This window comes from Kitasatospora sp. NPDC056181, from assembly GCF_042266225.1.
Classification (GTDB): domain Bacteria; phylum Actinomycetota; class Actinomycetes; order Streptomycetales; family Streptomycetaceae; genus Kitasatospora.
Map to the genome: position 1 here is coordinate 119158 of NZ_JBHJUK010000002.1, position 26300 is coordinate 145457.

General features: G+C 73.7%; 19 protein-coding genes. 13 read left to right on the top strand and 6 right to left on the bottom strand.

The window, feature by feature from the left end; all coding sequences use genetic code 11:
• Nucleotides 1-164 precede the first annotated feature (164 nt).
• Nucleotides 165-1781, top strand: coding sequence for an NlpC/P60 family protein (locus ACFC1F_RS01715; protein ID WP_376154926.1), 1617 nt, complete (start codon nucleotides 165-167; stop codon nucleotides 1779-1781).
• 64 nt (nucleotides 1782-1845) lie between these two features.
• Here the strand turns inward: ACFC1F_RS01715 and ACFC1F_RS01720 are convergent, their stop codons facing one another.
• Nucleotides 1846-4128, bottom strand: a complete 2283-nt coding sequence (locus ACFC1F_RS01720; protein WP_376154927.1) for an FdhF/YdeP family oxidoreductase — start codon at nucleotides 4126-4128, stop codon at nucleotides 1846-1848.
• A 153-nt stretch (nucleotides 4129-4281) separates the two neighbouring features.
• On the opposite strand from ACFC1F_RS01720, the gene ACFC1F_RS01725 reads away from it, so the two are divergent.
• Nucleotides 4282-6195: a protein kinase gene (locus ACFC1F_RS01725; protein ID WP_376154929.1), complete on the top strand. Its 1914-nt coding sequence runs from the start codon at nucleotides 4282-4284 to the stop codon at nucleotides 6193-6195.
• 78 nt (nucleotides 6196-6273) lie between these two features.
• On the opposite strand, the gene ACFC1F_RS01730 is transcribed toward ACFC1F_RS01725, so the two are convergent.
• Together ACFC1F_RS01730 and ACFC1F_RS01735 are read right to left on the bottom strand one after the other, a co-directional pair.
• Nucleotides 6274-8193, bottom strand: coding sequence for an FAD/NAD(P)-binding protein (locus ACFC1F_RS01730; RefSeq protein ID WP_376154931.1), 1920 nt, complete (start codon nucleotides 8191-8193; stop codon nucleotides 6274-6276).
• Nucleotides 8194-8344: 151 nt separating this feature from the next.
• Nucleotides 8345-9352, bottom strand: coding sequence for an amino acid ABC transporter permease (locus ACFC1F_RS01735; protein ID WP_376155034.1), 1008 nt, complete (start codon nucleotides 9350-9352; stop codon nucleotides 8345-8347).
• A 664-nt stretch (nucleotides 9353-10016) separates the two neighbouring features.
• Between ACFC1F_RS01735 and ACFC1F_RS01740 the strand changes: the two genes are divergently transcribed.
• The 3 genes from ACFC1F_RS01740 to ACFC1F_RS01750 are packed head-to-tail and all read left to right on the top strand — an operon-like array spanning nucleotide 10017 to nucleotide 12809.
• Nucleotides 10017-10964, top strand: a complete 948-nt coding sequence (locus ACFC1F_RS01740) for an ABC transporter substrate-binding protein (protein ID WP_376154933.1) — start codon at nucleotides 10017-10019, stop codon at nucleotides 10962-10964.
• A gap of 40 nt (nucleotides 10965-11004) precedes the next feature.
• Complete coding sequence (locus tag ACFC1F_RS01745; protein WP_376154934.1) at nucleotides 11005-12030, top strand: amino acid ABC transporter permease; 1026 nt, start codon at nucleotides 11005-11007, stop codon at nucleotides 12028-12030.
• A 26-nt stretch (nucleotides 12031-12056) separates the two neighbouring features.
• Complete coding sequence (locus ACFC1F_RS01750) at nucleotides 12057-12809, top strand: amino acid ABC transporter ATP-binding protein (protein ID WP_209411518.1); 753 nt, start codon at nucleotides 12057-12059, stop codon at nucleotides 12807-12809.
• 62 nt (nucleotides 12810-12871) lie between these two features.
• On the opposite strand, the gene ACFC1F_RS01755 is transcribed toward ACFC1F_RS01750, so the two are convergent.
• Nucleotides 12872-14491, bottom strand: a complete 1620-nt coding sequence (locus tag ACFC1F_RS01755; protein WP_376154935.1) for an IS200/IS605 family accessory protein TnpB-related protein — start codon at nucleotides 14489-14491, stop codon at nucleotides 12872-12874.
• A gap of 156 nt (nucleotides 14492-14647) precedes the next feature.
• Here ACFC1F_RS01755 and ACFC1F_RS01760 point away from each other — a divergent pair, with 156 nt between their 5' ends.
• Together ACFC1F_RS01760 and ACFC1F_RS01765 are read left to right on the top strand one after the other, a co-directional pair.
• On the top strand, nucleotides 14648-15664 hold the full coding sequence (locus tag ACFC1F_RS01760) for an ABC transporter substrate-binding protein (RefSeq protein ID WP_376154937.1): 1017 nt from the start codon (nucleotides 14648-14650) through the stop codon (nucleotides 15662-15664).
• Nucleotides 15665-15757: 93 nt separating this feature from the next.
• Nucleotides 15758-16945 (top strand): serine/threonine-protein kinase, encoded by a 1188-nt coding sequence (locus ACFC1F_RS01765; RefSeq protein WP_376154938.1) that lies wholly within the window; start codon nucleotides 15758-15760, stop codon nucleotides 16943-16945.
• On the opposite strand, the gene ACFC1F_RS01770 is transcribed toward ACFC1F_RS01765, so the two are convergent.
• Entirely contained in the window at nucleotides 16916-17632 is a 717-nt protein-coding gene (locus ACFC1F_RS01770; RefSeq protein WP_376154940.1) for an MBL fold metallo-hydrolase, read from the bottom strand. The genes ACFC1F_RS01765 and ACFC1F_RS01770 overlap by 30 nt on opposite strands.
• Nucleotides 17633-17923: 291 nt before the next feature.
• Between ACFC1F_RS01770 and ACFC1F_RS01775 the strand changes: the two genes are divergently transcribed.
• Entirely contained in the window at nucleotides 17924-18775 is an 852-nt protein-coding gene (locus ACFC1F_RS01775; protein ID WP_376154942.1) for a fumarylacetoacetate hydrolase family protein, read from the top strand.
• Between the two features lie 71 nt (nucleotides 18776-18846).
• On the opposite strand, the gene ACFC1F_RS01780 is transcribed toward ACFC1F_RS01775, so the two are convergent.
• A complete protein-coding gene (locus ACFC1F_RS01780; RefSeq protein WP_376154944.1) occupies nucleotides 18847-19587 on the bottom strand; it encodes a TetR/AcrR family transcriptional regulator in 741 nt (246 codons plus the stop codon).
• A gap of 187 nt (nucleotides 19588-19774) precedes the next feature.
• On the opposite strand from ACFC1F_RS01780, the gene ACFC1F_RS01785 reads away from it, so the two are divergent.
• The 5 genes from ACFC1F_RS01785 to ACFC1F_RS01805 all read left to right on the top strand — a co-directional run bounded on the left by ACFC1F_RS01785 (nucleotide 19775) and on the right by ACFC1F_RS01805 (nucleotide 26169).
• Nucleotides 19775-20464, top strand: a complete 690-nt coding sequence (locus ACFC1F_RS01785; RefSeq protein WP_376154946.1) for a rhomboid-like protein — start codon at nucleotides 19775-19777, stop codon at nucleotides 20462-20464.
• A gap of 64 nt (nucleotides 20465-20528) precedes the next feature.
• The gene (locus ACFC1F_RS01790; protein WP_376154948.1) at nucleotides 20529-22235 is read left to right on the top strand and encodes a DUF885 domain-containing protein; all 1707 of its coding nucleotides are present in this window, start codon (nucleotides 20529-20531) and stop codon (nucleotides 22233-22235) included.
• Between the two features lie 211 nt (nucleotides 22236-22446).
• Nucleotides 22447-24024 (top strand): MFS transporter, encoded by a 1578-nt coding sequence (locus tag ACFC1F_RS01795; RefSeq protein ID WP_376154950.1) that lies wholly within the window; start codon nucleotides 22447-22449, stop codon nucleotides 24022-24024.
• A 79-nt stretch (nucleotides 24025-24103) separates the two neighbouring features.
• On the top strand, nucleotides 24104-25033 hold the full coding sequence (locus tag ACFC1F_RS01800; RefSeq protein WP_376154952.1) for a carbohydrate kinase family protein: 930 nt from the start codon (nucleotides 24104-24106) through the stop codon (nucleotides 25031-25033).
• Between the two features lie 128 nt (nucleotides 25034-25161).
• Nucleotides 25162-26169 carry a trypsin-like peptidase domain-containing protein gene (locus ACFC1F_RS01805; protein WP_376154954.1) on the top strand — a complete coding sequence of 336 codons (1008 nt, stop codon included), beginning with the start codon at nucleotides 25162-25164 and terminating at the stop codon, nucleotides 26167-26169.
• Nucleotides 26170-26300: the final 131 nt, after the last annotated feature.

Here is a 26300-nt window from a genome sequence, read left to right on the forward strand (position 1 = left end):
CTGGTTCGGTCCGGTTTGGTGAGACCAGGCTCACAGCCGGACCGGCCCCCGGACCTGAGAATTCACCGACCCGTGCGGGCGCGGTCTGTTTCTGACGGGTAACCCATGACAGGATCTGCGTGGATCCGGACACCCCGGACCGTCGGGTCGGGGAGGACACACCCATGGGCGGGGCTGCACAGCGGACGGAGACGGCCGGACTGCGACCGTGGGTACGGGCGGCCCTGCGCTGCGGGGCGGTGCTCGCGGCCGCCGCGCTCGCCCTGCCGCTGGCCACCCAGGCCGCCTACGCCGCACCGGACCCGGGCACGCCCGGCGTCACCGCCCCGACCGCCGCGCCCGGGGCCGACCCGCTCGCCGACGCCAAGGCCACCCTCGGCCCGCTGCTCGACAAGCTGCACGAGCTGTACAAGGGCGCCGAGGCCGCCACCGAGCAGTACAACGCCACCGTCGCCAAGGTCGCCGAGCAGCAGGCCGCGCTCGCCGACCTCAAGGACAGGCTGGAGCGCCAGCAGAAGCTGGTCGACGCCGGCACCGACATCGCCGCCCAGCTCGCCGCGGCCCAGTACCGCAACGGCGCCGCGTCCGCCTACGCCGAACTGCTGCTCTCCAAGGACCCGTACGAGGCGGTCACCATCGCCGAGCTGCTCGCCGCCGCGAGCCGCTCGCAGTCCGAGTTCCTGGGCCGGCTGAAGAACGACCGCGACGCGCTCACCGGTCTGCAGAAGCAGAACGAGGAGGCGCTGAAGAGCTCGCAGGTGCTGGTCGGCCAGCAGGACGCCGCCAAGGCCAAGGTCGCCACCGACCTCACCTCCGTCGAGCAGCTGGTCTCCTCGCTCACCGGCGCCCAGCGCACCGAGCTGGAGAAGCTGGAGAAGGCCAAGGCCGACGAGGCCCAGCTCGCCTTCCTCGCCTCCGGCGCACTCGGCAAGGGCGAGCGCACCCCCTCGCTGGCCGGCCGGGCCGCCGTCGCGTACGCGCTGGCGCAGCTGGGCAAGCCGTACGTGTGGGGCGGCGCCGGCCCCGACACCTTCGACTGCTCCGGCCTCACCTCGCAGGCCTGGCTGCACGCCGGCAAGCCGATCCCGCGCACCAGCCAGGAGCAGTGGGCCCAGCTCCAGCACGTCGCGCTGAACCAGCTGCGCCCCGGCGACCTGGTCATCTACTTCGAGGGCGCCACCCACGTCGCGATGTACATCGGCGGCGGGCTTGTCGTGCAGGCGCCGCGGCCGGGGGCCGTGATCAAGGTGTCGCCGATTGGCTCGATGCCGATCCTCGGTGCCGTCCGGCCGGACCCGGAGACCGCTTCGGACGAGGCGGGAGGCGCCTGGAAGGTGCCGGACCTCCCGGCCGGCTGGGACACCGTCACCCCGATCGCGCCGAGCCCGGCCAACCAGGTGCCGGTGACGCCCGCCCCGGACGCGCCGGCCCCGGGGACGCCCGCACCCGGGACCCCCGCACCGGGGACGCCGTCCACCACGCCCACGGGCACCCCGACCACCACGCCGACCGGCACCCCCACGGGGACGCCGACCGGCACGCCCACGGGCACCCCGACCGGCACGCCCACGGGGACGCCGACCGGCACGCCGACCGGTACCCCGACGGGGACGCCCACGGGAACGCCGACCACCACGCCGACCGGCACCCCGACGGGCACCCCCACCGGGACGCCCGCGGGAACGCCGACCTCGTCCGCCTCGGCCACCGGCACCGGCTCCGCGAGTGCCTCGGCCCCGGGCACCACCTCGGCCACGCCGCTGCCGACCGGGCAGAACTGACGCGAACGCCCGAGGGGGCCTGCCGACCTTCCGCGGTCCGCAGGCCCCCTCGGGCGTTCCGTGCTCAGCTCGCGCCGCTGTCCGGTTCGAAGCGGACCACCACGGCCTTGGAGGTCGGGGTGTTGCTGATGTCGGCGGTGGAGTCCAGCGGCACCAGCACGTTGGTCTCCGGGTAGTACGCGGCGGCGCCGCCGCGGGCCACCGGGTAGTGCACCACCTTGAAGTGCGGGGCGCGGCGCTCCACACCGTCCTTCCACTCGCCCACCAGGTCGACGTACGCCCCCTCGGCCAGGCCCAGCTCGGCGGCGTCGGCCGGGTTCACCAGGACGACGCGGCGGCCGCCGGTGATGCCGCGGTAGCGGTCGTCCAGGCCGTAGATCGTGGTGTTGTACTGGTCGTGCGAGCGGAGCGTCTGCAGCAGCAGGCGGCCGGCCGGCACCTCCGGCGCGGTGAGCGGGTTGACCGTGAAGTTGGCCTTGCCGGTCGCGGTCGGGAAGGTCCGGGAGTCGCGCGGGCCGTGCGGCAGCGTGAAGCCGCCGGGGCGGCGGACCTTCTCGTTGAAGTCGGCGAAGCCCGGGACCACCCGGGCGATCCGGTCCCGCAGGGTGTCGTAGTCGACGGCGAACTCCTCCCACGGCACGCCGTCCTGCGGGCCGAGGGCGGCGCGGGCCAGCCGGCAGACGATCGCCACCTCGGAGAGCAGTCCCGGCGCGGGCGGGCGCAGGCCGCCGCGGGAGGAGTGCACCTGGCCCATCGAGTCCTCGACGGAGACGAACTGGGCGCCCTTGGCGGTGACGTCCCGGTCGGTGCGGCCCAGGGTGGGCAGGATCAGCGCGCGGGCGCCGGTCACCACGTGCGAGCGGTTGAGCTTGGTGGAGACGTGCACCGTGAGCCGGCAACGGCGCATCGCCGCCTCGGTGACCTCGGTGTCCGGGGTCGCCGCGACGAAGTTGCCGCCCATCGCGAAGAACACCCGGACCTTGCCGTCGCGCATCGCCCGGATGGTGTCCACCGAGTCGTAGCCGTGCGCGCGCGGCGGCTCGAAGCCGAACTCGCCGCCCAGCGCGTCCAGGAAGGCCTCCGACGGGCGCTCGAAGATGCCCATCGTCCGGTCGCCCTGCACGTTGCTGTGCCCGCGCACCGGGCAGACGCCGGCGCCCGGACGGCCCACGTTGCCGCGCAGCAGCAGGAAGTTGACCACCTCGCGGATGGTCGGCACGGCGTGCTTGTGCTGGGTGAGGCCCATCGCCCAGCAGACGATGATCTTCTCCGACGCCAGCACCATCCGGGCCAGCTCCTCGATCTGCTCCCAGGGCAGGCCGGTGGCGGCGAGGACCTCCTCCCGGGTGGTCTCGCGGGCCTCGGCGGCGAACTCCTCGAAGCCGTGGCAGTGCTCGGCGACGAACGCGTGGTCGACGGCGTCCTTGTCGAGGATCAGCTGGTTGAGCGCGCGGAACAGGGCGAGGTCGCCGCCCAGCCGGATCTGGAGGAAGAGGTCGGTCAGCTTGGTGCCGTGGCCGACCAGGCCGCGCGCGTTCTGCGGGTTCTTGAACCGCTCCAGGCCGGCCTCCGGCAGCGGGTTGACGCTGACGACGGTGGCTCCGGCACGCTTGGCCCGCTCCAGGGCGGAGAGCATCCGCGGGTGGTTGGTGCCCGGGTTCTGGCCGGCCACGATGATCAGGTCGGCCTGGTAGAGGTCCTTCAGGCTGACGCTGCCCTTGCCGACCCCGAGCGTCTCGGTGAGGGCCGAGCCGGACGACTCGTGGCACATGTTGGAGCAGTCGGGCAGGTTGTTGGTGCCCAGCCGGCGGGCGAACAGCTGGTAGGCGAAGGCGGCCTCGTTGCTGGTCCGGCCGGAGGTGTAGAACGCGGCGCCGTCCGGGGTGTCCAGCGCGCGCAGCTCCTCGGCGATCAGCGCGAAGGCCTCGTCCCAGCCGATCGGCGTGTAGTGGGTCGCGCCCTCGTCCAGCAGCATCGGTGCGGTGAGGCGGCCCTGCTGGCCGAGCCAGTAGCCGGAGCGCTCCGCGAGCTCCGCCACCGGGTGGGCGGCGAAGAACTCGGCGTGGATCCTGCGCTCGGTGGCCTCCTCGGCGACGGCCTTCGCCCCGTTCTCGCAGAACTCGGCGGTGTGCGTCTTGCCCGGCTCGGGCCAGGCACAGCCGGGGCAGTCGAAGCCGTCGGGCTGGTTGACCTTGCGCAGGGTGGCCAGGGTGCGGCGGGCGCCCATCTGCTCGGTGGCCATCCGGAGGCTGTGGCCGACGGCGGGCAGCCCGGCGGCAGCGTGCTGGGGCGCGGACACCTCGGGGGCGTCCTGCGCCGGGTCGCTCTGCGGGGCCTGCTTGGCCATGACTGCGCTCCTCGGCTGATCGTCGGCCCCTCGCACCGTTGCGGGAGCCGGTACCCATCCTTCCACCTGGGAAGGGACGGGGGCAGGGGCCCCGGGCGGGCCCTGCGGCGTCGGTAGAGTGTGACGGCTTTCGAGAGGCGGGGGGTGGGGCGGGTGACGGTCGGGGATGTCCTCGACGGCCGGTACGAGCTGCTGGAGCGGCTCGGCCAGGGCGGCTTCGGCGTGGTGTGGCGGGCCTTCGACACCCGGATGCAGCGGCAGGTGGCGGTCAAGGTCATCGGCCACCACGGCGAGGACCAGCAGAAGGCCGCGCTGCGGTTCGTCCGGGAGGCCTGCGCGGCGGGGAACCTCTCGCACCCGCACATCGTCACCGTGCACGACCTCGGGGAGGGCGAGCTCGGCGGCCGGCAGGTGACGTACCTGGTGATGGAGCTGCTCACCGGCCGCACCCTGACCGACGTGCTCCGGTCCGGCCTGCCCGACCCGGTGCAGAGCCTGCGCTGGGGGCGGCAGATCTGCTCCGCGCTGGCCGCCGCCCACGACGCGGGCATGGTGCACCGCGACATCAAGCCGGACAACATCATGGTCACCGCGGCCGGCGTGCTGAAGGTGCTGGACTTCGGGATCGCCCAACTCGACGTCGGGGCGGGCGGGCTCACCACCACCGGGACGGTCATCGGCAGCCCCGCGTACATGGCGCCGGAGCGCTGGACCGGCGGCCGGGTGGACGGCCGGGCGGACCTCTACGCGTTCGGCTGCGTGCTGGTCGAACTCTGCACCGGAGCGCGGCCGTTCAGCGGCGACTCGACGCCGGTACTGATGTACCAGCACCTCAACGAGCCGCCGCCGGCGCTGGACCCGGCGCAGTTCGGGCTGCCGGACGAGGTGGCCGCGCTGGTCACCGAGCTGCTGGCGAAGGACCCGGCGGACCGCCCGGCCGACGCCAGGACGGTGGAGCGGCGGCTCGCGGACCTGGCGGAGCGGCGCGCGGCGCAGGGGCCGGCCGCCCCGCCGGCCCCGGCCGCGACGGTGCTGGACCGGCCGGTGCCGCTTCCGCTGGCTGTTCCGTCGTCCGTTCCGCCGGCTGCCGTTCCGGCCGCTCCGTCCGTTCCGCCGGCTGCCGCTCCGGCTGTTCCGCCGGCCGTTGCCCCGGCCGTTCCGTCGGTCGCGCCGCCGGCGCCGCCCGTCCGGCCCGTGGCACCACCGCGGGCCGAGGCGCCGCCCGTCCTGTCGCCGCTCACCACGCCGCCGGTGACCGCCCCGCCCGCCGCGGCCGGCGACGCCGTCCGGGCGGCGCTGCGCGAGCGCCGGAACGCGGCCTTCCGGGCCTCCACCGCGGGGGAGTCCGCCATCCAGCTCCAGGCGGTCGCCCAGGACTGCGCCGTCGCACTCGGCGCCACCGACCGGGACACGCTCTGCGCCTGGCGGGACTTCACCTGGTACCTCAGCCGGGCCGGCGACCTCGACGGGGCGATCCGGCTGCTCTCCACGGTGGTCGAGGACATGCGGCTCGCGCTCGGCCTGACCGACCCGGACACCCTGGGCGCCCGGTACCACCTGACCTGGTGCATCGGCGAGAGCGGCGAGACCGTCACCGCGATCCGCCAGCTCTCCCAGCTGCTGCCGGACATGCACGCCGCCTGGGGCGGTCACGACGCCCGGGTGTTGAAGGCCCGGCACGACCTGGCGGTCTACGCGGCCAACCGCGGTGACCTGGACGGCGCCGTGCGCCAGTTGCACACCCTGCTGCCGGAGCTCGCCCGGGCGCTCGGCGAGCAGCACCCGACCACCGTCCAGGCCTGGCACGACCTCTCCGGCTACCAGCAGCGGCTGGCGCAGCCGGCCCGCCGCTCCCGCCCCGTGCGGCGGCCGCGGATCAGCCCGCTGGAGGCCGTGGTGCTGATCCGGCGCCTCCTGGCCTGGGACTTCGCCTCGGACCAGGAGGCCAACGCCTGCCTGAACGCGCTGGAGTGCGGGACCGGCATCAAGGGGGTCGGGGACTGGATCCTCTCCGCACCGGACCACGTCACGGCCGAGGACCTGGTGGAGGAGCTCTTCGGCCCGTGACGGACCGGTGAGGCGGGCGTCACGGCGTGCGGCCCCGCGCGGGGCGGGGGCCGGCCGTCCGTCCGCCCCGCACGCCGCCTAACGGCAGCCCGTGAGGGCCGCCGCCGGAACGCCGGCCAGCGCGCGCAGGAGCGCCCGCGCGGCGGCGTCGTTCTGCCGGAACCCGGGCGAGTCGGTGCGCGGCCGGGCGAAGGCCGCCGCCGCGCGGAGGCTGGTGTGCGGGCCGAGGGCGGTGCGGCGCGGGTGCGCCCCGCCGTCCAGGGCGGGGTCGAGCAGGCGACTGTCGGCGGGGCGGATGGTGAGCAGCCCGGACCGGTGGGTGTGCTCCGCGTCGGTGACGACCTCCTCCACGATCCGCCCGGAGCGGTGCAGTTCGCGCAGCAGCGGGTCACGGGTGCGGGCCAGCGCGTGCTTGGGCAGGTACGCCTCGACCAGCGCGGTGGCGGTCACGCCGTGCCCGGGCACGGTGGCGCCCGACGCCCGCCAGGTGCCGGTGGCCTCGTCCCGGTCGACCCGGATCCCGGCGCCGAGGAAGCGGACCACGCCGGCCTCGGAGAGCGCGAGCAGCTGGCGAAGCCGGAAGCCGGGCGGGCCGGAGGCGAGGTAGCTGAAGTAGCCGAAGAACCACTCGTCGACCTCCTCGCCGACCGAGCGGGCGGAGAGCCGGCCGGAGGCGAGCACGCGCGGCAGCTGGCCGAAGAGCGAGAGCAGGGCGAGGAAGGCGCCGAGGTCGGCACTGTGGGCGGGGTCGGCGCGCCGGTCGGCGTCGGTGGTGATGTAGTCGCGCAGGTGGCGCTGGAGTTCGTCGTCGGAGCCGAGTTCGAGGCCGGCCAGCGGGTGGTCGAGCCGTTCGAGGTCGAGCCGGTCCGCCGGGTCGGGGACGGCCGCGGCGACCAGCCGGGCGAGTCCGGGGGAGTGCCAGTCGTGCGCGTCGTAGCCGGCCAGGAACTCCTCCCACGGCAGCGTGGTGCGTCCGGGGTGGGCGTGGAACAGCTCGTGGTAGTGGCCGAAACCGATGTCCTTGGCCATCAACGGCCAGAAATCGCGCCGTAGTTCGAGCGGCCCCGGCCGGTCGAGGACGGCGTCGACGGCGGCCGCGTCGAAGTAGCGCGGGAGCGGCGCGGGCGGGCCCTGGAGCCGGTAGCCGGTCTTGGAGCGGTACGGCACCCCGCGGCGGGAACCGACGTGGATCACCGGCTCGCGGCCGGACGGGCGGTAGGCCAGGCCGCCTGGGGTCTGCTCGAAGCGGCCGCCGCGCCCCTCGGTGAGCAGGGCGACCAGGTCGACGAAGGCGAGGCCGAAGCCGCGCAGCACGAGCTGCTCGCCGGGGGCGATGCCGGAGAGGTCGGCGTCGGCGGAGAAGGCCGGCGGCAGGTGGAAGCGGCCGTGCCGGGCGGCGAACTCCGCGTCGGCGGCGTACCGGGGGTGCGGGCCGGAGTCGAGATGGCCGAGGGTCAGGGCGACGTGGTCGGCGGTGAGCACGCGGTCGCCGAGGTGGACGAGCTGCGGGCCGTCGTCCGGGCCCTCGATCCGGCGGACGGTGTCCCGGTGCACGGTGACGGTGACGTGCGGCGGCAGGTCGGCGACGGCGCGCCGGAACACCCAGTCGAGGTAGGCGCTCTGGGCCCGGCGGGTGGGGAAGTCGGTCGGCGCGAGGGCGCGCAGCTCCGCCCGGACAGCCGGGTCGGCCACCTCCCGGTAGGGCGCGAACTCCTCGCTGCGGGCGGCCCATTCGGCCAGCGAGGGGCCGGGGCGGACCGGCCCCTCGATGGTGGACCGCTCGTCGGTGAACATCGTGACGTCCTCGGCCATCGAGTTCATCCGCAGCAGCGGCGACTGGTCGTAGCGCCAGATCCGGCCGGCGCCGGGCGGGTAGGGGTCGACCAGGTGGATGTCCAACGGCAGCCCGGCGGGCAGCAGTTCGGGGCCGTTGGCGGCGATCCGCTCCAGCAGCCCGGTGCCGCGGGGGCCGGCGCCGACGATCACCAGGGTGCTCATGCGCCCCCCTCGCTTCGCTCGGCGGGTGCTGAGCACGATGCGCGCCTTCCGGTGGTTCGCTCGCTGCGCTCGTTCACGGTGCCCCCCTCGCTTCGCTCGGCGGGTGCTGAGCACGATGCGCGCCTTCCGGTGGTTCGCTCGCTGCGCCCGCTCACCGTGCCTCCCCTGGGGCGGAGCCGGCGTCGGCGGCGGTGCGCAGCCGGCGGTAGGCGGCCCGGGCCTTCTGCAGCGGGGTGGGCGGCAGTCCCTCGCGGGTGGCGCCCTTGGCGTAGTGCCGTTCGACGTAGTACTGCCCGACGGACAGGATCGTGGTGATGACGATGTACCAGGTGGTGGCGACCATCAGCATCGGGATGACCTGGTAGGACTGCAGGTAGACCAGCTGGACCGAGTAGAGCAGGTCGGAGACGGCCAGCACGCTGATGATGCTGGTGCCCTTGAGCGCGCTGATCAGCATGTTGCCCGCGGTCGGGACGATCGAGCGCATCGCCTGCGGGACGACGATCCGGCGCAGCACCCGCCGTCGGCTCAGCCCGAGCGCCGAGGCGGCCTCCAGCTGGCCGCGGTCGACGGAGAGGATGCCGCCGCGCACCACCTCGGCGGCGTACGCGGCCTCCAGCAGGGTGAGGCCGATGACGGCGGTGAGGGTGGGCCCGAAGAGGTTGACCGTCCTGACGGTGACGAACTCCGGGCCGAACGGGATGCCCAGGCCCAGGGTCGGGTAGAGCGCGCCGATGTTGAAGAAGAGCAGCAGCTGCACCAGTGCCGGGGTGGAGCGGAAGATCCAGATGTAGATCCAGGCGAGCGTGCGCAGCACCGGGTTGCCGGAGAGCCGCATGGTGGCGAGCACGGTGCCGAGGACGAAGCCGAGCCCGAGGGTGACGGCGGTCAGCCAGAGGGTGAGGGTGAGGCCGTTCAGGACGGACGTGGCGGTGAACCAGTCGGCCACCACGTCCCACTGGAAGGCCTTGTTGCGGATCACCGAGTTGAGCACCATCGCGAAGAGCAGCAGGGCGACGGCGGCGGAGATCCACTGCCCGGGCCGGCGGCGGGCGACCAGGCGGGCGCCGGGGTCGGCGGGGCCGGCGTCCGGCCGGCCGGGGGCGCGGTTCTTCGTGAGGGTGGCGGGCGCGGGCAGGACGTCCTGCGGGGTGGCCATGAGGGGGCTCCAGGCGGCGCGGGTGCGGGCGGGCGGGAGGTACGGGGTGGTCACGTGCGGCCGTCTCGCCGGTCCGCGTCCCTCAACACGGCCGGCCTTGCACTGCGCTCCGCCGTGATCGTACGCACGGTCGATCGTCGCCTGTCAAGGGTGGTGCGGCCGTTCGTCCGGCTGGTCGTACGGCGACAGACGATCGCAACAGAGCGGTAATGGAGGGTGGTTGACGCCGTGCGTCCGCGACTGCTCAACTTGTGGCCATGTACGCCGAGCAGCCCCTGGTCACCCGCGACCACATCGACTTCGGTCGGGTGTGGTCCGCGGCGTGTCGCGGCTGACCCGGCAGCGGGCCGCCCAGCCGGCCCTGTCCTCCTAGGAGCCTCCCCCGCCCGGGGCCGCTCCTGCGGAGTGCCCTCCCTCGGTGCCCCGTCGCGGGCCGGGAGAGCCGTCACCGGGTGACGGCTCGTCAGGCGCACGCTGCCGCCGCTTCCCCTCCCTTCCCCTCCCCGTCGCTGCGCTCCGGCAGTCCTCCCCGGCCACCGCCACGTACCGGTGCCGTCGTACCCCTCGGCCTGGCCCCGCCACGGCCTCCTCCGGCCTGCCCGTCCGCAGTCCGGGCCCGCCGCCGCTCCAGAAGCACCTGCCCAGCTGAAAGGCGTCAACTCCCGTGAGAACCACCACAGTCCGCCGCCACCTGCTCGCCGCCGCCGCCCTGCTGCCGGTCCTGGCGCTGGCCGCGTGCGGCTCGGACCCGAAGACCGCCGGGCCGGGGGCCGCGGGCCCGGCGGCCACCGCCGCCGGGCAGGACCTCGTCTCCGGCATCGCCAGGTCGGAGGCGGCCGCCGCGCTGCTGCCCGAGGACGTCCGCGCGTCGGGCACGGTGAGGTTCGGCTCGTCGTTCGGCTACCCGCCGAGCGCCTTCTACGCCGACCAGGCCACCAAGAAGCCGGCCGGCGTGGACATCGACTTCACCGACGCGGTGGCCAAGGTGCTCGGCCTGACGGTGCAGCGCGAGGAGGCCGCCTTCGAGACCATCCTGCCCGCGCTCGGCAGCGGCAAGTACGACGTCGGCACCGGCAACTTCGGTGTCACCACGGCCCGGTTGAAGACCATCGACTTCGTCACCTACATCGACGACGGCCAGGGCTTCGCGGTCAAGAAGGACAACACCGCGATCCAGCCGGTCACCGACCTGGCGCAGCTCTGCGGGCTGACCATCGGCACCGGCGCCGGCACCACCTTCGAGACCACCCTCAACGCGAAGAAGAACGTCTGCACCGACGCGGGGAAGAAGCCGTACGAGGTGAAGGCGTTCAGCGACAGCGGCGCCGTCCTCACCGGCCTCCAGCAGGGCCGGGTGGACATCACGATGTCCACCATCAACGGCCTGCGCTACCAGGCCTCCCAGGAGGCGTCCGGGACGCGGTTCCTCGGCGAGTTCCACCGGCTGGACGTCGGCTTCGCGTTCAGGAAGGGCTCCCCGCTCGCCCCCGCGTTCCAGGCGGCGGTCAACCAGCTGATCAAGGACGGGAGTTACGACAAGATCCTCAAGAAGTGGGGGGTCGCCGATTCGGCGATCAAGGAGTCCCGGATCAGCCCGCCCGAGCACGCGTGACCCCCTGTCCGGGCCCCGGGCCCCTTGGAGGAACCCCACCATGACCGTCACCACCACCGCCGCCGGTGCCCCGGCGGAGTCCGAGAAGGCCCGCAAGCGGGAGAGACCGGCGGCGGGACCGCCCGGCCGGATCGACCTGGACGGGCTGGCCGGGCTGCGGACCGTCCGCGCCCGGCACCCCTGGCGCTGGGCGGCGGGCGCCGCCGCCCTCGTCGTCCTCGCCCAGTTCGCCCACGGGCTGGCCACCAACCCCGCCTGGGACTGGCCGACCTTCCGGATCTTCTTCTCCGCCGACACCATCCTGCGCGCCGTCGGCCGCACCGTCGAACTCACCTTCTACGGAACCGTGCTGGGCTTCCTGCTGGGCGCCGTGGTGGCCGCGATGCGGTTGTCGCGCAGCGCGGTCCTGCAGTCCATCGCCTGGGCCTACGTCTGGGTGTTCCGCTCGATCCCGCTGATCGTCCAGCTGGTCTTCTGGTTCAACCTCTCCTACCTCTACAAGCGGTTCGGCCTCGGCATCCCGTTCGGCCCGACCTTCGCGGACTTCGAGACGGTCGGTGTCCTGGGTGCGATCGGGGCCGCGGTGCTGGGCCTCGGCCTGCACCAGGCCGCCTTCGCCGCCGAGATCATCCGCGGCGGCGTCATCGCCGTGGACGCCGGCCAGCGCGAGGCCGCCGCCGCGCTGGGCGTACCGCGCCGGCGCCAGGCCTGGCGGATCGTGCTGCCGCAGGCGATGCGCGGCATCCTGCCCGCCGCCGCCAACGAGGTGATCTCGCTCTTCAAGGGCACCTCGGTGGTCTACGTGATGGCCATCGGCGAGCTCTTCTACCAGGTGCAGGTCGTCTACGGCCGCACCGGCCGGGTCGTGCCGCTGCTGATGGTCGCCACCGTCTGGTACGTGCTGCTGACCACTGTGCTGTCGCTCGGGCAGTACTACGTCGAGCGCTACTTCGCCCGCGGCGCCGAGCGCACCCCGCCGCCCACCCCGCTCCAGCGCGCCCGGGCCCGCGTCCAGGGCCTGCGCGCCGCCCGTACCCCTGCCCCCGCCACCGGAGGACGCTCGTGACCGCCGCCCTTGCCGCCGCAGAACCCATGGTGCAGGTCAGGGGCCTGCACAAGAGCTTCGGGCAGCTCGCCGTGCTGCGCGGGGTCGACCTCGACGTGCCGGCCGGCTCGGTGACGGTGGTGCTCGGCCCGTCCGGCTCCGGCAAGTCCACCCTGCTGCGCTCGATCAACCACCTGGAGAAGCTGGACAGGGGCTTCGTCGCGATCGACGGCGAGCTGATCGGCTACCGGCGCTCCGGGGACCGGCTGCACGAGCTCCGGGAGCGGGAGGTCCTGCGCCAGCGCACCAACATCGGCTTCGTCTTCCAGAACTTCAACCTGTTCCCGCACCTCACCGTGGTGGAGAACATCATCGAGGCGCCGGTCAGCGCGCTGCGCCGGCCCAAGGCCGAGGCCCGGGCGGCGGCGCTGGAACTGCTGGAGCGGGTCGGCCTGGCCGACAAGGCCGGCGCCTACCCCCGCCAGCTCTCCGGCGGCCAGCAGCAGCGCGTGGCGATCGCCCGGGCGCTGGCCCTGGAGCCGAAGGTGCTCCTCTTCGACGAGCCCACCTCGGCGCTCGACCCCGAGCTGGTCGGCGAGGTGCTGGACGTCGTCAAGGACCTCGCCCGGGCCGGCACCACCATGATCGTGGTCACCCACGAGATCGGCTTCGCCCGCGAGGTCGCGGACACCGTCGTCTTCATGGACGGCGGCGTGGTGGTCGAGCAGGGCCCGCCGGAGGCGGTCCTGGACGACCCGCAGCACGAGCGCACCCGGGCCTTCCTGGCCAAGGTCCTCTGACCCCCCCTTCTCGCACGACCCCTTCACCCCGCAGGAGTTCCGCCATGTCCCAACCGTTCCAGCTAAGTGACCAGGAGTGGGTCCTGGACCCAATGCTGGTCACTGCGGGCATCCCGAACGGTGTTGGATGCCCGGCTGGTCGCCCGCGTTCTCTCCCGGTTCGGCGACGGCACTCGTGGTGCGCGCTCCGTGACGGGGCGGCGGGTTTCCTCACGCCTTCGGATGTCCGGTGGGGCCTGGGCGCTCCGATGCCCGTGCAGATCGCTCTGGTATGCGCGGGGCGGTGGCGTCCGTCGCCGGATCGGGTGTCCGAGGGCGCGCCGTCCGATCGCGACAGCGGCGCTGTCGTGCCGGGTGGTCTTACGGTGTGGGGTCGCCAGGGGCTTCTGCCAGTGCTGCGCGCCCCACTGGGAGGTGTAGGCCGGGTCCGTTGCGACGATCGCGAGGCCGGTCTCGGCGGCCATCGAAACGAGCCGGGCCCTGAGTTTGCCGGTGGGCATGCCGGAGATCAGCCGGCGGAAGCGCTTGCGGCGGCCGTGCTTCTCACGGGTCGTCTCGGCCGTGAAGTCGAGGTCCTCGATCGCGATCGCGGCGACGCCGCACTGCTTGGCCCAGTGCAGCAACCGGGTGATGGCATGGCGGATCTGCGCGTCCCGATGGTCTGCGGTGCCGGTCAGGTCGTAAAAGAACCTGCGCGGATCGCCGAGCGGGTTGCCGTGGGGGTCGAGGCGCCAGGTGGCGAAGTGGTCGGCGTTGGTGTCCACGCCGACCATCCCTGCGGCGCGGGCCGCATCGAGCGGCATGGTCCGCACGACCGGGCGGGTCCACGACGCGTCCAGGTACCAGCGTCCGCGCCGCGTGTCGTAGTGGAGGCGGTAGGCGATGGCCCGGTCCGCCTCGACCCGGTCGCGCCACTCGGCGCCCCGGTGCGGGAAACACACTTGGGCGGCGAGGACGTACCGGCCGTGCCGGGCGTTGGCGTGCTCCGCCAGCGCAGCGGGGAGTTTGATGCTGATCCCGCCGTCGGGGGTGACACGGATCGTCTCGTTCCCGTACCGCTTGCCCGACTCGCCGTCGGCGGACAGGAACCGGCGGGCCGCCTCCCAGCGCTCCCGCCACTGGGCCTCGGTGAGGTTCGCGGCGGCCAGGTGGTGGCGGGTGTTGAGGAGCTTGCGGCCGCCGCGAGCCACCCGCACCCGGCCGCTCACGTAGTCCGCCGCGACGGCGGCGTGGCGGTCCTCCAGTGTCGCGAGGCGGCGGGACTTGGCGAACCACTCCTGCCGGGAGCGGTAGCCGCCCGGCGCGCGTTTGGTGCCCTTCTCGCCGATTGGCAGGGACAGCCGGTGGCGGGTCGTGCGGATGCCGGTGTCGAGGGAGTCCAGGTGCGCGGCCTGTCCCCGCCGGGCCAACGCCCACTGGTCGTGCGTAGCCCTGGTGATCGACCCGGCCCAGCGTGAGGAGGACACCGCCGTCAGCTCCCGCTTACGCGCCGCCCACGTCTCGTTGGAGTGGCCCAGGCCGTCCCGGCACCGGGCGGCCAGATCGCGGGAGGCAAGCGAACCCGCGTACGCGCCCAGTAACCGCAGAACCTCGTCGTCATGGGGGGTGAGGCCCCTGAGCCGGTCCCGGATCGACACACCCGACGGGCCCGGCACCACAAACGGATCGGCAACCGCGCGCAAAAGAGCCCCCCCAACAGTCCCACGGCCTCGACGACTTGACCGACGCTACCCCGAAAACGCCAGGCCAGAGGCCGTGATCACCGAGCCGGAAGCCATCGAACACCGACCGCCACGCAAGGCGACAGAAGCGACACCGAAAGGCACTCGAACGAGCCCATGAACACTCCTGCTCACTCAACCGCCGGCCGTTCACAACCCCGTCGCGCCCTCGTGACCGCCGCCGCCCTCGCCGCCACCGTGGCCCTGGGCGCCTGCGGCAGCTCCACGGACGCCTCGGCGGAACTCGCCCCGGCCAAGGGCGGCACCGCGCCGAACGGCGTCACGGTCAACCTGACGCCGAACCAGAACCGGGTCACCACGGGCAAGGTCGACGCGGTCGCGGCGCTGGTCCCGGAGGAGATCAGGAAGAGGGGCACGCTGACCGTCGTCGACTCGCTGGGCACCACGCCGCCGCTGGACTTCTACGCCAACGACGACAGGACCATCATCGGCGTCGAGCCCGACCTCGCCACGCTGATCGGCAACGTCCTCGGCCTGAAGGTGGAGTTCAACCCGGTCTCCTGGGAGAACGTCTTCGTCGGCCTGGACAGCGGCAAGTACGACGTCGGCATCTCCAACATCACCGTCACCGAGGCCCGCAAGGAGAAGTACGACTTCGCCACCTACCGCCTGGACGTCCTCGGCTTCGAGGCGAAGAAGGGCAGCGGCTGGAAGGTCACCGGGCCCGAGGACATCGCCGGGAGGACCATCGGGGTCTCCTCCGGCACCAACCAGGAGAAGCTGCTGATCGCCTGGAACGAGGAGAACACCGGGAAGGGCCTCAAGCCGGCCGAGATCAAGTACTTCCAGAACTCCTCCGACTACTACCTCGCACTCTCCTCCGGCCGGATCGACGCCTACGTCGGCCCCAACCCGAGCCTCGCCTTCCACGCCGTGCAGACCGGCGAGAGCGAGGTGATCGGCACCTACTCGGGCGGCGGCGCCGAGGTCCTCGGCAAGATCGCGGCGACCACCAGGAAGGACGGCGGGCTGGTCCAGGCGCTGGGCGGCGCGATCAACGAGGTGATCAGGAACGGCACCTACGCCCAGGTGCTGAAGCGCTGGGGACTGGACGGCGAGGCCGTGACGGCCTCCGAGATCAACCCCCCGGGTCTGCCGAAGCCGAAGCCGTAGCCCGTTCACCCTCCGGTCTCCCCCCACCGCTATGGTGGCCCCGGTCACGGTGAACACCGTTCGGAACCGGCGTACTTGGGGGTTGGGGGAGACATGGGGCCTGGGGAGGTGCTGGACGGCCGCTACCGGCTGGAGCGCAAGCTCGGCGAGGGCGGCTTCGGGGTGGTCTGGGCGGCCCACGACAGCAACATGGACCGGCCGGTGGCGGTCAAGGTGCTCTCGGAGGACCAGGCGCGTGACGAGGAAGCCGTCGAGCGCTTCAACCGGGAGGCCAAGACCGCGGGCGGCCTCTCCAACCCGCACATCGTCACGGTCTACGACTACGGCCGGTGGCAGCGGGGCGGCTGGTCCACCAACTACCTGGTCATGGAACTCGTGTCCGGCCGGCCGCTGTCCGCGCTGCTCAGGGAGGGCACGCCCGACCTCACGCTCTCGCTGAAGTGGGTCCGGCAGGTCTGCAAGGCGCTGGACGCGGCCCACCGTTCGGGCGTGGTGCACCGGGACATCAAGCCCGAGAACATCATGATCGCCGACAGCGGCGAGGCCAAGGTGCTGGACTTCGGCATCGCCCGACTGCTCACCCAGGCCGCGGGCGGCGGGCTCACCTCCACCGGTGTGGTCATCGGGACCCCGCCCTACCTGGCGCCCGAGTGCTGGGCCGGCGCCCCCATGGACGGCCGCGCCGACCTGTACGCGCTCGGTGTGGTGCTCTTCCAACTCTGCACCGGGCAGCGCCCGTTCAACGCCGGTACCCCGGTCACCATGATGTACCAGCACCTCAACGACCCGCCGCCGCCGTTCCACACCCCGGATCCGGCGCTCGCCGTGCTGATCCGCCAGCTGCTCGCCAAGGACCCGGCCGACCGGCCCGCCGACGCCGCCGAGGTGCGGCGCCGGCTGCGCGAGGTCCGCCTCGGTCCGGAGGAGCCCAGCGCCGAGGCGCTGCGCAAGCGGGCCGACCAGGCCTGGCAGCACGGGGTGGACGGCCGGCCGGGGGAGGCCGTCCAGATCCTCACGCCGCTGATCCCGAAGCTCGCGCGGGTCTGCGGCCCGGACGACGTCCGGACCCTGCGCACCTGCCACGACCTGGCCCTCTGGCTGGCGCGCGACGGCAGCCCGGGCGCCGCCGTCGCCCTGCTGGCCGAGCTGGCCGAGGCCCTCGGCGAGCCGCAGGCCCGTGCCGACGTGGCGCGCGACCTGGACCGCTGGCGGCGTGCGTGCGAGCGCGGCGGCCCGGGCCGGCCGAGGCCGCTATCCCTGCGGCAGTTGCTCGACGGCTGACCGCAGCGCGGCCGAGGCCCCGGTGGCGACCGGGTCGCCGTGGCCGAACACCGCCGTCTCCACCGGCAGCGAGGCCAGCCGGCGCAGGGCGTCCGCGGCCCGCGCGGGGTCCGTGTTGAAGACGCCCAGCATGGTCCGCCCGCCGACGTTGGCCACCGCGTCCCCGGTGAAGAGCACGCCGGGCCCGGGAAGGTGGAGGGCGATGCTGCCGTCGGTGTGGCCCGGCACGTGCACCACCACCGCACCGCCGCCGAAGCCGAGCACCTCCCCGTCCTCGACCTCCCGGTCCACCGGGCAGGGCGGGGCCGGGGGCAGCGGCGGCAGCCCGGCCCGGATCTCCTCCTCGAACGGGCTCAGCACCGGCGGAGCCGGCGCCTGCTCGCCCCGGACCACCGGGGCGTCCAGCCGGTGCGCCACCACCTCGGCGCCCCAGCGCCGCGCCAGCTCGGCGGCCGAGCCGGTGTGGTCCTCGTGGTGGTGGGTCAGCACGATCCTCCGCAGCGCCGCCGGGTCGGACCCGGCCCGGCGGACGGCCGCCTCGACGTCGTCGGCCGACCCGGCGATGCCGGTGTCGACCAGGGTCAGGGCCTCCCCGCCCCCGTCCCCTTCCTCGTCCCGCCAGAGGTAGGCGGTGCCGAAGTCCAGTGTGATCATGTACAACTCGGGCCGTACCCGTATCAGCTCCATGTCGGCGATCCTGTGCGGCCGCGCCGCCGTCCACGCGCGTGTTCACCGTGAGCGTGGGGCCGTTCGCCCACGGCGGAGCCGCCCGGGGCCCGCCGCCACCGGCCGGGACGGCTGTCAACCGTACGGGCACCCGATTCCGGGCCGTCCCGGCTTGTGCGAATTGATAGGAACTCGCCCATCGAGACCGTCTGGTTCGCAGGTGGGAGCCGTTGATATACCTCGCATGCAAGAGTCCGGGAGCGGTGTGCGGCCGCCCCGGCCAGCTGCGAAGGAACTGGTGGTGACGCTCATATGAAGCTCCTCCGTGTCGGACCTCCGGGCGCCGAGCGTCCGGTCGTGCTGGGCCAGGACGGCACCGCGTACGACCTCTCCGGGCGCGCCCGGGACATCGACGGCGCCTTCCTCGCCGGGCTCGACCCGGCCGCCCTGGCCCGCGACGTGGCCGCCGGCCTGCTGCCGGAGGCCGACCTCGCCGGGCAGCGCGTGGGCGCGCCGGTCGCCCGGCCGGGCAAGGTGGTCGGCATCGGGCTCAACTACCGCGACCACGCCGCCGAGGCCGGGGCGCCGATCCCGGACGAGCCGGTGATCTTCCTCAAGCCCAGCTACACGGTGGTCGGCCCCTACGACGAGGTGCTGGTGCCGCGCGGCGGCGAGAAGACCGACTACGAGGCCGAGCTGGCGATCGTGATCGGCCGCACCGGCCGCTACCTGGCGGACCACGCGGCGGCGGCCAGGGTCATCGCCGGGTACACCATCGCCAACGACGTCACCGAGCGCGCCTTCCAGTTCGAGCGCGGCGGCCAGTGGGACAAGGGCAAGTCGGCGGAGACCTTCACCCCGCTCGGGCCGTGGCTGGTCACCGCCGACGAGGTGGCGGACCCGCAGGCGCTGCCGCTGCGCCTCTGGGTCAACGGGGGGCTGCGGCAGGACGGCTCCACCTCGCAGATGGTCTTCCCGGTGCTGGAGATCGTCCGGTACGCCAGCCAGTTCATGGTGCTGGAGCCGGGCGACGTGATCGTCACCGGCACCCCGGCCGGCGTCACCCTGGGACACCCGGGGACGCCGTTCCTGACCCCGGGCGACATCGTCGAGATCGAGATCGACGGGCTCGGCCGGCAGCGGCAGGTGTTCGGCAAGGCGTAGCGCCCGCCGTCGGTGACCCTTGCCCCGGGCACGGGGGTCGGGGTTGCCGTGAGGCCGGTGCCGGCGCGCCCTCACGGCCGGCGCGTGAGCAACTCCCGCAGCCGCGCGACGCGGGTGTCGTCCGGACCCTCCAGCGCCAGCAGCCCGGCCAGCACGTCCGCCGTCTGCCGGTCGCCCAGCGCCGTCGCCGCCGCCATCGCCACGAACTGGTCCACCAGCCAGTCCCGTAGCTCGGCCACCGGCACCGCCCGGCCCTCGTCCAGCCAGGTCAGCGAGGCGCCCTCGACCACGGCGATCCACGAGCGGACCAGCAGCGTCAGCCGCGGCCCGGCGTCCCGGACGCCCAGGTGGCGCAGCGTCCGCTTCAGCGCCGCCCGCCGGACCTCGTCCACGATCGCCGAGGTGCCCGCCGTCTCCACCACGGAACCGCCGCGCAGCAGCGCCGAGTAGCCCGCGTCGTGCTCGGCCACGAAGGCGAAGTAGCTGTCCAGCACGGCCGCCAGCTGCGCGGTCGGGGTGCCGGTCAGCTGCACCGTGAACCGGCTGGTCAGCTCCTCGGCCGCGGTGCGCAGCGCGGCCTCGTACAGCTGCTGCTTGCCGCCCGCGAAGTAGCGGTACACCAGCGGCCGTGACGCCCCGGCGGCCTCCGCCACGTCGTCCAGGCCGACCTCTTCGGGCGGCCGGGAGGCGAACAGCTCCAGTGCCACCGCGATCAGCTGTTCCCGGCGCTGCTGCACCGGCAGCCGCCGGTACCCGGTGCGCCGCGTGCGTGCCTCGGGGGTGGACGGGACTGGGGCTGAGCTGGCTTCCATGGCGGTCAGCGTAATGGGCGTCAGGTCGTTCTGCTCCTGGCCTGCACGGCACTTCTCGAACGGCCGTGCGTGCCCGTGCCCGCCCGGCCCGCAGGTGCGGCCCCGCCGCGCCGGTGCGGGCGCGCGGAACGGCGGCGCCTCGCCCAGGATGGAGGGGTTGCCGCCGCCACCGAGGAAGGGTCGCCGGATGACGCGGACACCGGAGCCGACGGGCCTGGCGCACCGACTGCCACGGGCGGCGTCGGCGTGGGTCCGCTCGGCCCCCGGGACGTACGTGTGGCTGCTCGTGCTGGCGGTCACCAGCTTCGTGGTGGCGCGGATGGACCCGGCCAACCTGGACTGGTTCCTGGCCGCCCGCTCGACCAACGTCGACAACCTGCGCTCGGACCCGGTGCACGTGCTGCTGGCCAGCGCGCTCTGGACGGAGTCGGCGAGCTTTCCCCTCTACTTCGTGCTGTTCAACCTCTTCCACGCCAACGCCGAACGCTGGCTCGGCACCCTGCGCTGGCTCACCGTCGCCGTCACCGCCCACGTGGTGGCCACCTTCGTCAGCGAGGGCGTGGTCGCCTGGGGCATCGCGGAGGGCCGGCTGCACGACGACCTCGCCGGCACCGTGGACGTCGGCGTCTCGTACGCGCTGGCGGGCGTCGTCGCCGTACTCACCTACCACTTCGCCGGCCGCTGGAGCCTGCTGTACGGCGGCGGGGTGCTGGTCTTCTACCTGCTGCCGCTGATCACCTCGCACACGTTTACGGACCTCGGACACTTCTGCGCGGTGCTGGTCGGCCTCTGCTTCTTCCGCTTCGCGCGCGGACGGCCCACCTGGGACCCGGGTCTGCTGTTCCGGGGGTGGCGGGAGCGGCGGGCCGGCGGCTGAACTGGCAGGCGCATGCCAGGGGATAGGGGCTTGCAATCGGCCCCTGCCACGCAATGATGTCCAGATGGTTGAAGAACTGATCAACTCCGACGGCACCACCCCGCGCCGTATCGCCGACGCCTACGTGCAGGCCCTCGCCCAGCTGGACCCGCTGACCGCGGTGTACCTGGGGCTCAACCCCGAGGACGACCGCCTCCCCGACCTGTCCCCGGCCGGAGCCGACGCGCTCGCCGCACTGGCCCGGCACACCCTCACCGTGCTCGCCGAGGCGGAGGCGGCCGGTGCCGCCGAGGACGAGGCCGAGCGCCGGTGCGCCCGCCTGCTGCGCGAGCGGCTCACCGCCGAACTCGCCGTCCACGACGCGGGCGAGGGCTTCCGGGCGGTGCGCAACCTCGGTTCGCCGGTGCACAACCTGCGTGACGTCTTCACCCTGATGCCCACCGAGACCGAGCAGCAGTGGGAGATTCTCGGCCGCCGCCTGGCCCGGGTGCCCGCGGCGCTCGCGCAGTACCGCGAGACGCTCGGCGAGGGCGTCGAGCGGGGCCTGCTCTCCGGCCCCCGCCAGGTCGCCACCGTGGTCGGACAGCTGGGGGAGTGGCTGGAGGGCGAGGAGCCCGGCGGCTGGTTCGGCGGGCTCGCCCGGAAGGCCCCCGAGTCGCTGCGCCCGGGCCTGACCGAGCACGCCCTCGCCGCCAACGACGCGCTCGGCCGGCTGCGCGAGTGGCTGTCCGACGTCTACGGGCCGGCCGCCGCCGACGCGCCCGACACCGCCGGGCGCGAGCGGTACGGCCGCTGGGTCAGCTACTGGACCGGCGCCGACCTGGACCTGGACGAGGCGTACGCCTGGGCCTGGCAGGAGTTCCACGACCTGCTCGCCCAGATGCAGGCGGAGGCCGAGAAGGTGCTGCCCGGCGCCACCCCGATGGAGGCGATGAAGTGGCTGGAGACCGACGGTCCCGCCATCCGGGGCGCCGAGGCCACCCGTGAGTACCTCCAGGGCCTGATGGACCAGGCGATCAACGACCTCCAGGGCACCCACTTCGACCTGGCCGAGCCGGTCACCCGGGTCGAGTCGATGATCGCCCCGCCCGGCAGCGCGGCCGCGCCGTACTACACCGCGCCCTCGCTGGACTTCACCCGTCCCGGGCGGACCTGGCTGCCGACCCTCGGCCGGGAGGGCTTCCCGGTGTGGGACCTCGTCTCCACCTGGTACCACGAGGGCGTCCCCGGCCACCACCTCCAGCTCGCGCAGTGGAACTACGTCGCCGACCGGCTCTCCACCTACCAGGTCAGCATCGGCGGGGTCAGCGCGAACCTGGAGGGCTGGGCGCTGTACGCCGAGCGCCTGATGGACGAGCTGGGCTACCTCACCGACCCCGGCCACCGGCTCGGCTACCTCAACGCCCAGATGATGCGCGCGCTGCGGGTGATCGTCGACATCGGGATGCACGTCGGCCTGGACTTCCCCGCCGACTCCCCGTACCGGCCGGGCGAGCCGGTGCTGCCGGACGCCGCCCGGGAGTTCTTCGGCCTGTACTGCGGGCTCTCGGCGGAGTTCCTGGACAGCGAGCTGGTCCGCTACCTGGGCATGCCCGGCCAGGCGATCGGCTACAAGCTGGGCGAGCGCGCCTGGCTGCGCGGCCGGGCGGCGGCGCGGGCGGCGCACGAGGCGCGCGGCGAGGAGTTCGACCTCAAGGCGTGGCACATGGCGGCGCTGTCGCAGGGCTCGCTCGGCCTGGACGACCTGGTCGCGGAGCTGGCCGCGCTGTAGCGCCCGGCGTCGTGCGGCCGCGGGCCCCGGGTGTCGTGGACACCCGGGGCCCGCGCGCGTGTCCCGGGCCTCGTCCCCTGGTCCCGGGACCCTGGTTCTTTTGTCCCGAATTGCCATATTCAGCGAGGTTTTTCCTTGCCAATCGGCGCCCCGGGAGTTTGGCTTGAAGGCGACTGCGTGACCTCTCCGACCCTCTGCGGAAGGCTCAACAGTGTCTGCTCAAACTGCCACCGGGCATGCGGCTCACGGGGCGGCGGACAGCCGCCGCTGGTGGGCCCTGGCGGTCATCGCCGTCGCCCAGCTGATGATCGTCCTCGACATCACCATCGTGAACATCGCACTGCCGTCGGCCCAGAAGGACCTCGGCATCTCCGACGCCAACCGCCAGTGGGTGATCACCGCCTACACGCTGGCCTTCGGCGGCCTGCTGCTCCTGGGCGGCCGGCTGGGCGACCTCTTCGGCCGCAAGCGCGTCTTCACCGTCGGCCTGCTCGGCTTCGCCCTCGCCTCCGCGATCGGCGGCGCGGCGGTCGGGCCCGCCATGCTCTTCGGGGCCCGTGCCCTCCAGGGCGCCTTCGGCGCCATCCTCGCGCCCTCGGCGCTGGGACTGCTGTCCACGACCTTCTCCGATCCCAAGGAACGCAGTACGGCCTTCGGCATCTTCGGCGCGATCGCCGGCGGCGGTGCCGCGATCGGGTTCATCGCGGGCGGCCTGCTGACCGAGTACCTGAACTGGCGCTGGTGCCTCTTCGTCAACACCCCGATCGCCATCGCCACCGCCCTCGCCGCCTACTACGTGCTCACCCGTGACCACATCGCCAAGGGCCGCCGGGTCAGACTCGACCTGCCCGGCGCACTGCTCGGCTGCGGCGGCCTGCTCGCCATCGTCTTCGGCACCTCCGAGGCCGTGACCCGGGGCTGGGGCGACTGGCTGGTGCTCGGCTCGCTGGGGCTCGGCGTCCTGCTGCTCGCGCTCTTCGTGCTGGTCGAGAAGAACACCCGGCACGCGCTGCTCCCGATCCACATCGTCGGCGAACGGAACCGCGGCGGCGGCGCGCTCTCGGTCGGCCTGGCCATGGTCGGCATGTTCGGCCTGTTCCTGTTCCTCACCTACTACCTCCAGGAGATCAAGCACTTCTCGCCGGTGGTCTCCGGCGTCTCCTTCCTGCCGATGACCGCCGCCATCGTCGTCAGCTCCACCGGCCTCGCGGCCAGGCTGATGACCAGGGTGCCCTCCCGCAACCTGATCGCCCCCGGCCTGCTCCTCGCCGCGGCGGGCATGGCCTGGCTGACCCAGATGAAGGTGGACAGCCCGTGGGCCGGCATGGTGCTGCCCGCGGAACTGCTGCTCGGCTTCGGCATGGGCATGGTGTTCATGCCGGCCATGAGCCTGGCCACCCTCGGGGTCGCCCCGAACGAGGCCGGCGCCGCGTCGGCCACCATCAACTCGGCGCAGCAGGTCGGCGGGTCCTTCGGCACGGCGCTGCTGAACACCATCGCGGCCAGCGCCACCGCTTCGTACCTGGTCACCAGGGCCGGCTCCGGTCCCGAGGTCCAGGCCCAGGGAGCGGTGCACGGGTACGTGGTCGCCACCTGGGTGGCGATGGGCATCCTGCTGCTGGCGGCGCTGGTCGCGTTCCTGATGATCAACCACCGGCCGGCGCCCGGTGAGGCCACCGGTGCGGGCGGCGGCTCCGCCGCCGGGGCCGGGGCGGCCGACGAGGAGGCGGGGGCGCGCGTGAAGGCGGCGGGGGCGCCGACGCCGGGCGAGCGGCAACGAGCCTCCTGATCTTTGCTGCAAGCCCTTGCAGCAGACCTCCGGCGCCTGCTTGACTCCTGGAACCCCCAGGGATCAAGGAGGCGCCGCCGTGTCGCAGTCCGCAGCAGCAGGGCCCGGGTTCGACCTGCTCGTCGTCGGCGGGGCCGGCGTCGACACCATCGTCCGCGTCGACCGGCTGGAGGTGCCCGACGGCGACTCGCAGCAGGTCGGCCCGGTCCTCGACTACGTCGCCCACACCGGCAACGGCGTCGCCCTCGGCGCCCACCACCTGGGCCTGCGCACCGCCTTCATCGACTACCTCGGCGAGGACCCGCAGGCCGAACTGATCCTCGCCGAGTACGCCCGCCAGCGCCTTCCGTTCGCGCACCTGGTCTCGCCGCACGGCACCGCGCGCTCGGTCAACCTGGTCGACGCCGCCGGCCGCCGCTTCTCCTTCCACGACAGCCGCCACCCGGCCGACCTGCGGCTGCCGCCGGCGTTCTACCTGCCCTACCTGGAGAACAGCCGGCACGTCCATCTCTCCATCACCGGCCACAACCGCGACATGTACGCGGACGTCCACCGGCTCGGCCGCACCAGCTCCACCGACCTGCACGACTGGGACGGCGTCAACCCGCACCACCGCGACTACGCCCTCAATTCCGACCTCGTCTTCCTCTCGGTGGCCGGCTGCCGGGGCCGGCACACCGAGGTGATGCGCGCCGTCCTCGCCGAGGGACGGGCGGCCGCGGTGGCCGCCACCGCCGGTGCCGACGGCTGCTACCTGCTCACCCGGGACGAGCCGCTGCTGCACCTGCCGGCCGTCGACCCCGGCCGCCCGGTCGTCGACACCAACGGTGCGGGGGACGCGTTCGTGACCGGCTTCCTGCACGCCTGGCTCCGCGGCCGCCCGCTGCCGGAGTGCGCCCGGGCCGGGTCGGTGGCCGGGGCGTTCGCCTGCACCACCGTCGGGACGCACACCGCGTTCATCACCGAGGACGGGCTCGCCGATGGCCTGGCGCGCGCCCTGGCCGGCTGACCGACCGCCGGCTCCCGCCGGCGGTTTTTCTCATCGGCCTCCCAGGCGGACGTAACGACCCTCCCAGCTCCCTCCGCCATAGTCGGACCGTACTTGCCACCGACACCCAGGGCAGGAGCAGACCAGGTATGGGACAGCACCGCCGCCGCACGCCCCGACGCCGCCTTCTGGCCCCCACCCTCCTCGCCGCGCTCTCGGCGCTCACCATCGCCACGGTGGTGGCGGGAACGCACGCCTGGACCTCGGAGGCGACGGCGGCGGGCGGCCCCTCGGCGGTGGTGGTCTCCCCGGCGGGCCCGAGTCCGAGCCCGACCCTGAGTCCTGGCCCGACCCTGAGTCCGACCCCGGCGGCCACCGTCCCGGCCACTCCCACGGCCACGGACCCGGCCACCGACCCGGCCGCCGGGCCGGAGACCCCGTCGCCGAGCAGGACGCCCTCGCCCCGGGAGGCCCGGGCGGCGACCTCCTCCGCCACCCCGACGGTCACCCTCGGCACCACCGCCGAGGCCCCGGCCACCCCCGAATCCGCCACCGTGGGCGCCCTGTTCAGCGGCGACGTCGCGGCGGGCGACCACTTCTGCACCGCCAGCGTCCTGCACAGCCCGACCGGCAACCTGCTGCTCACCGCCGCCCACTGCCTGGAGAGCACCGACGGCGTCGTCTTCGCCCCCGGCTACCGCGACGGCACCGCCCCGTACGGGACCTGGCGGGTCACCGCCATCCACACCACCACCGGCTGGTCCCGCAACGGCGACCCGGACGAGGACTTCGCCATCCTGGAGACCGCGGCCGCCGACGGCCGCCGGATCGAGGACGTGGTCGGCGCCAACACGCTCGGTACGGACGAGCCCTTCGGCGCCACCGTCCGCCTCTACGGCTACCCCAGCGGTGGCGACGCCCCGCTGCTCTGCACCAACACCACCGGCCGCCAGAGCACCTACCAGCGCGTCGTCGACTGCCCCGACTACCCGGGCGGCACCAGCGGCGGCCCCTGGATCAGCGCCGCCACCGGTCACGTCATAGGTGCCATCGGCGGCTACCAGCAGGGCGGCGACACCAACGACACGTCCTACAGCGAGTACTTCGACCACACCATCGCGGCCCTCTACGCCGCCGCGGTCGCCGCGGCCTCCTGAGCCGCACCGGCTCCGGCCGGCGGCCCGGCCGCCGGCCTTCCCCGGCAGGGTCCTCGGGACCGGACCGGTCGGCTGATCCGGCCGACCACGGCCAACCACGGGCGGCCCGCGGCGGGCGATCTGGCGGGCGC

Coding starts and splice junctions, on each gene's coding strand:
- ACFC1F_RS01715 (WP_376154926.1), top strand. CDS start 165: ATGGGCGGGGCTGCACAGCGGACGGAGACGGCCGGACTGCGACCGTGG.
- ACFC1F_RS01720 (WP_376154927.1), bottom strand. CDS start 4,128: ATGGCCAAGCAGGCCCCGCAGAGCGACCCGGCGCAGGACGCCCCCGAG.
- ACFC1F_RS01730 (WP_376154931.1), bottom strand. CDS start 8,193: ATGAGCACCCTGGTGATCGTCGGCGCCGGCCCCCGCGGCACCGGGCTG.
- ACFC1F_RS01735 (WP_376155034.1), bottom strand. CDS start 9,352: ATGGCCACCCCGCAGGACGTCCTGCCCGCGCCCGCCACCCTCACGAAG.
- ACFC1F_RS01745 (WP_376154934.1), top strand. CDS start 11,005: ATGACCGTCACCACCACCGCCGCCGGTGCCCCGGCGGAGTCCGAGAAG.
- ACFC1F_RS01750 (WP_209411518.1), top strand. CDS start 12,057: ATGGTGCAGGTCAGGGGCCTGCACAAGAGCTTCGGGCAGCTCGCCGTG.
- ACFC1F_RS01760 (WP_376154937.1), top strand. CDS start 14,648: ATGAACACTCCTGCTCACTCAACCGCCGGCCGTTCACAACCCCGTCGC.
- ACFC1F_RS01765 (WP_376154938.1), top strand. CDS start 15,758: ATGGGGCCTGGGGAGGTGCTGGACGGCCGCTACCGGCTGGAGCGCAAG.
- ACFC1F_RS01770 (WP_376154940.1), bottom strand. CDS start 17,632: ATGGAGCTGATACGGGTACGGCCCGAGTTGTACATGATCACACTGGAC.
- ACFC1F_RS01775 (WP_376154942.1), top strand. CDS start 17,924: ATGAAGCTCCTCCGTGTCGGACCTCCGGGCGCCGAGCGTCCGGTCGTG.
- ACFC1F_RS01780 (WP_376154944.1), bottom strand. CDS start 19,587: ATGGAAGCCAGCTCAGCCCCAGTCCCGTCCACCCCCGAGGCACGCACG.
- ACFC1F_RS01785 (WP_376154946.1), top strand. CDS start 19,775: ATGACGCGGACACCGGAGCCGACGGGCCTGGCGCACCGACTGCCACGG.
- ACFC1F_RS01790 (WP_376154948.1), top strand. CDS start 20,529: ATGGTTGAAGAACTGATCAACTCCGACGGCACCACCCCGCGCCGTATC.
- ACFC1F_RS01805 (WP_376154954.1), top strand. CDS start 25,162: ATGGGACAGCACCGCCGCCGCACGCCCCGACGCCGCCTTCTGGCCCCC.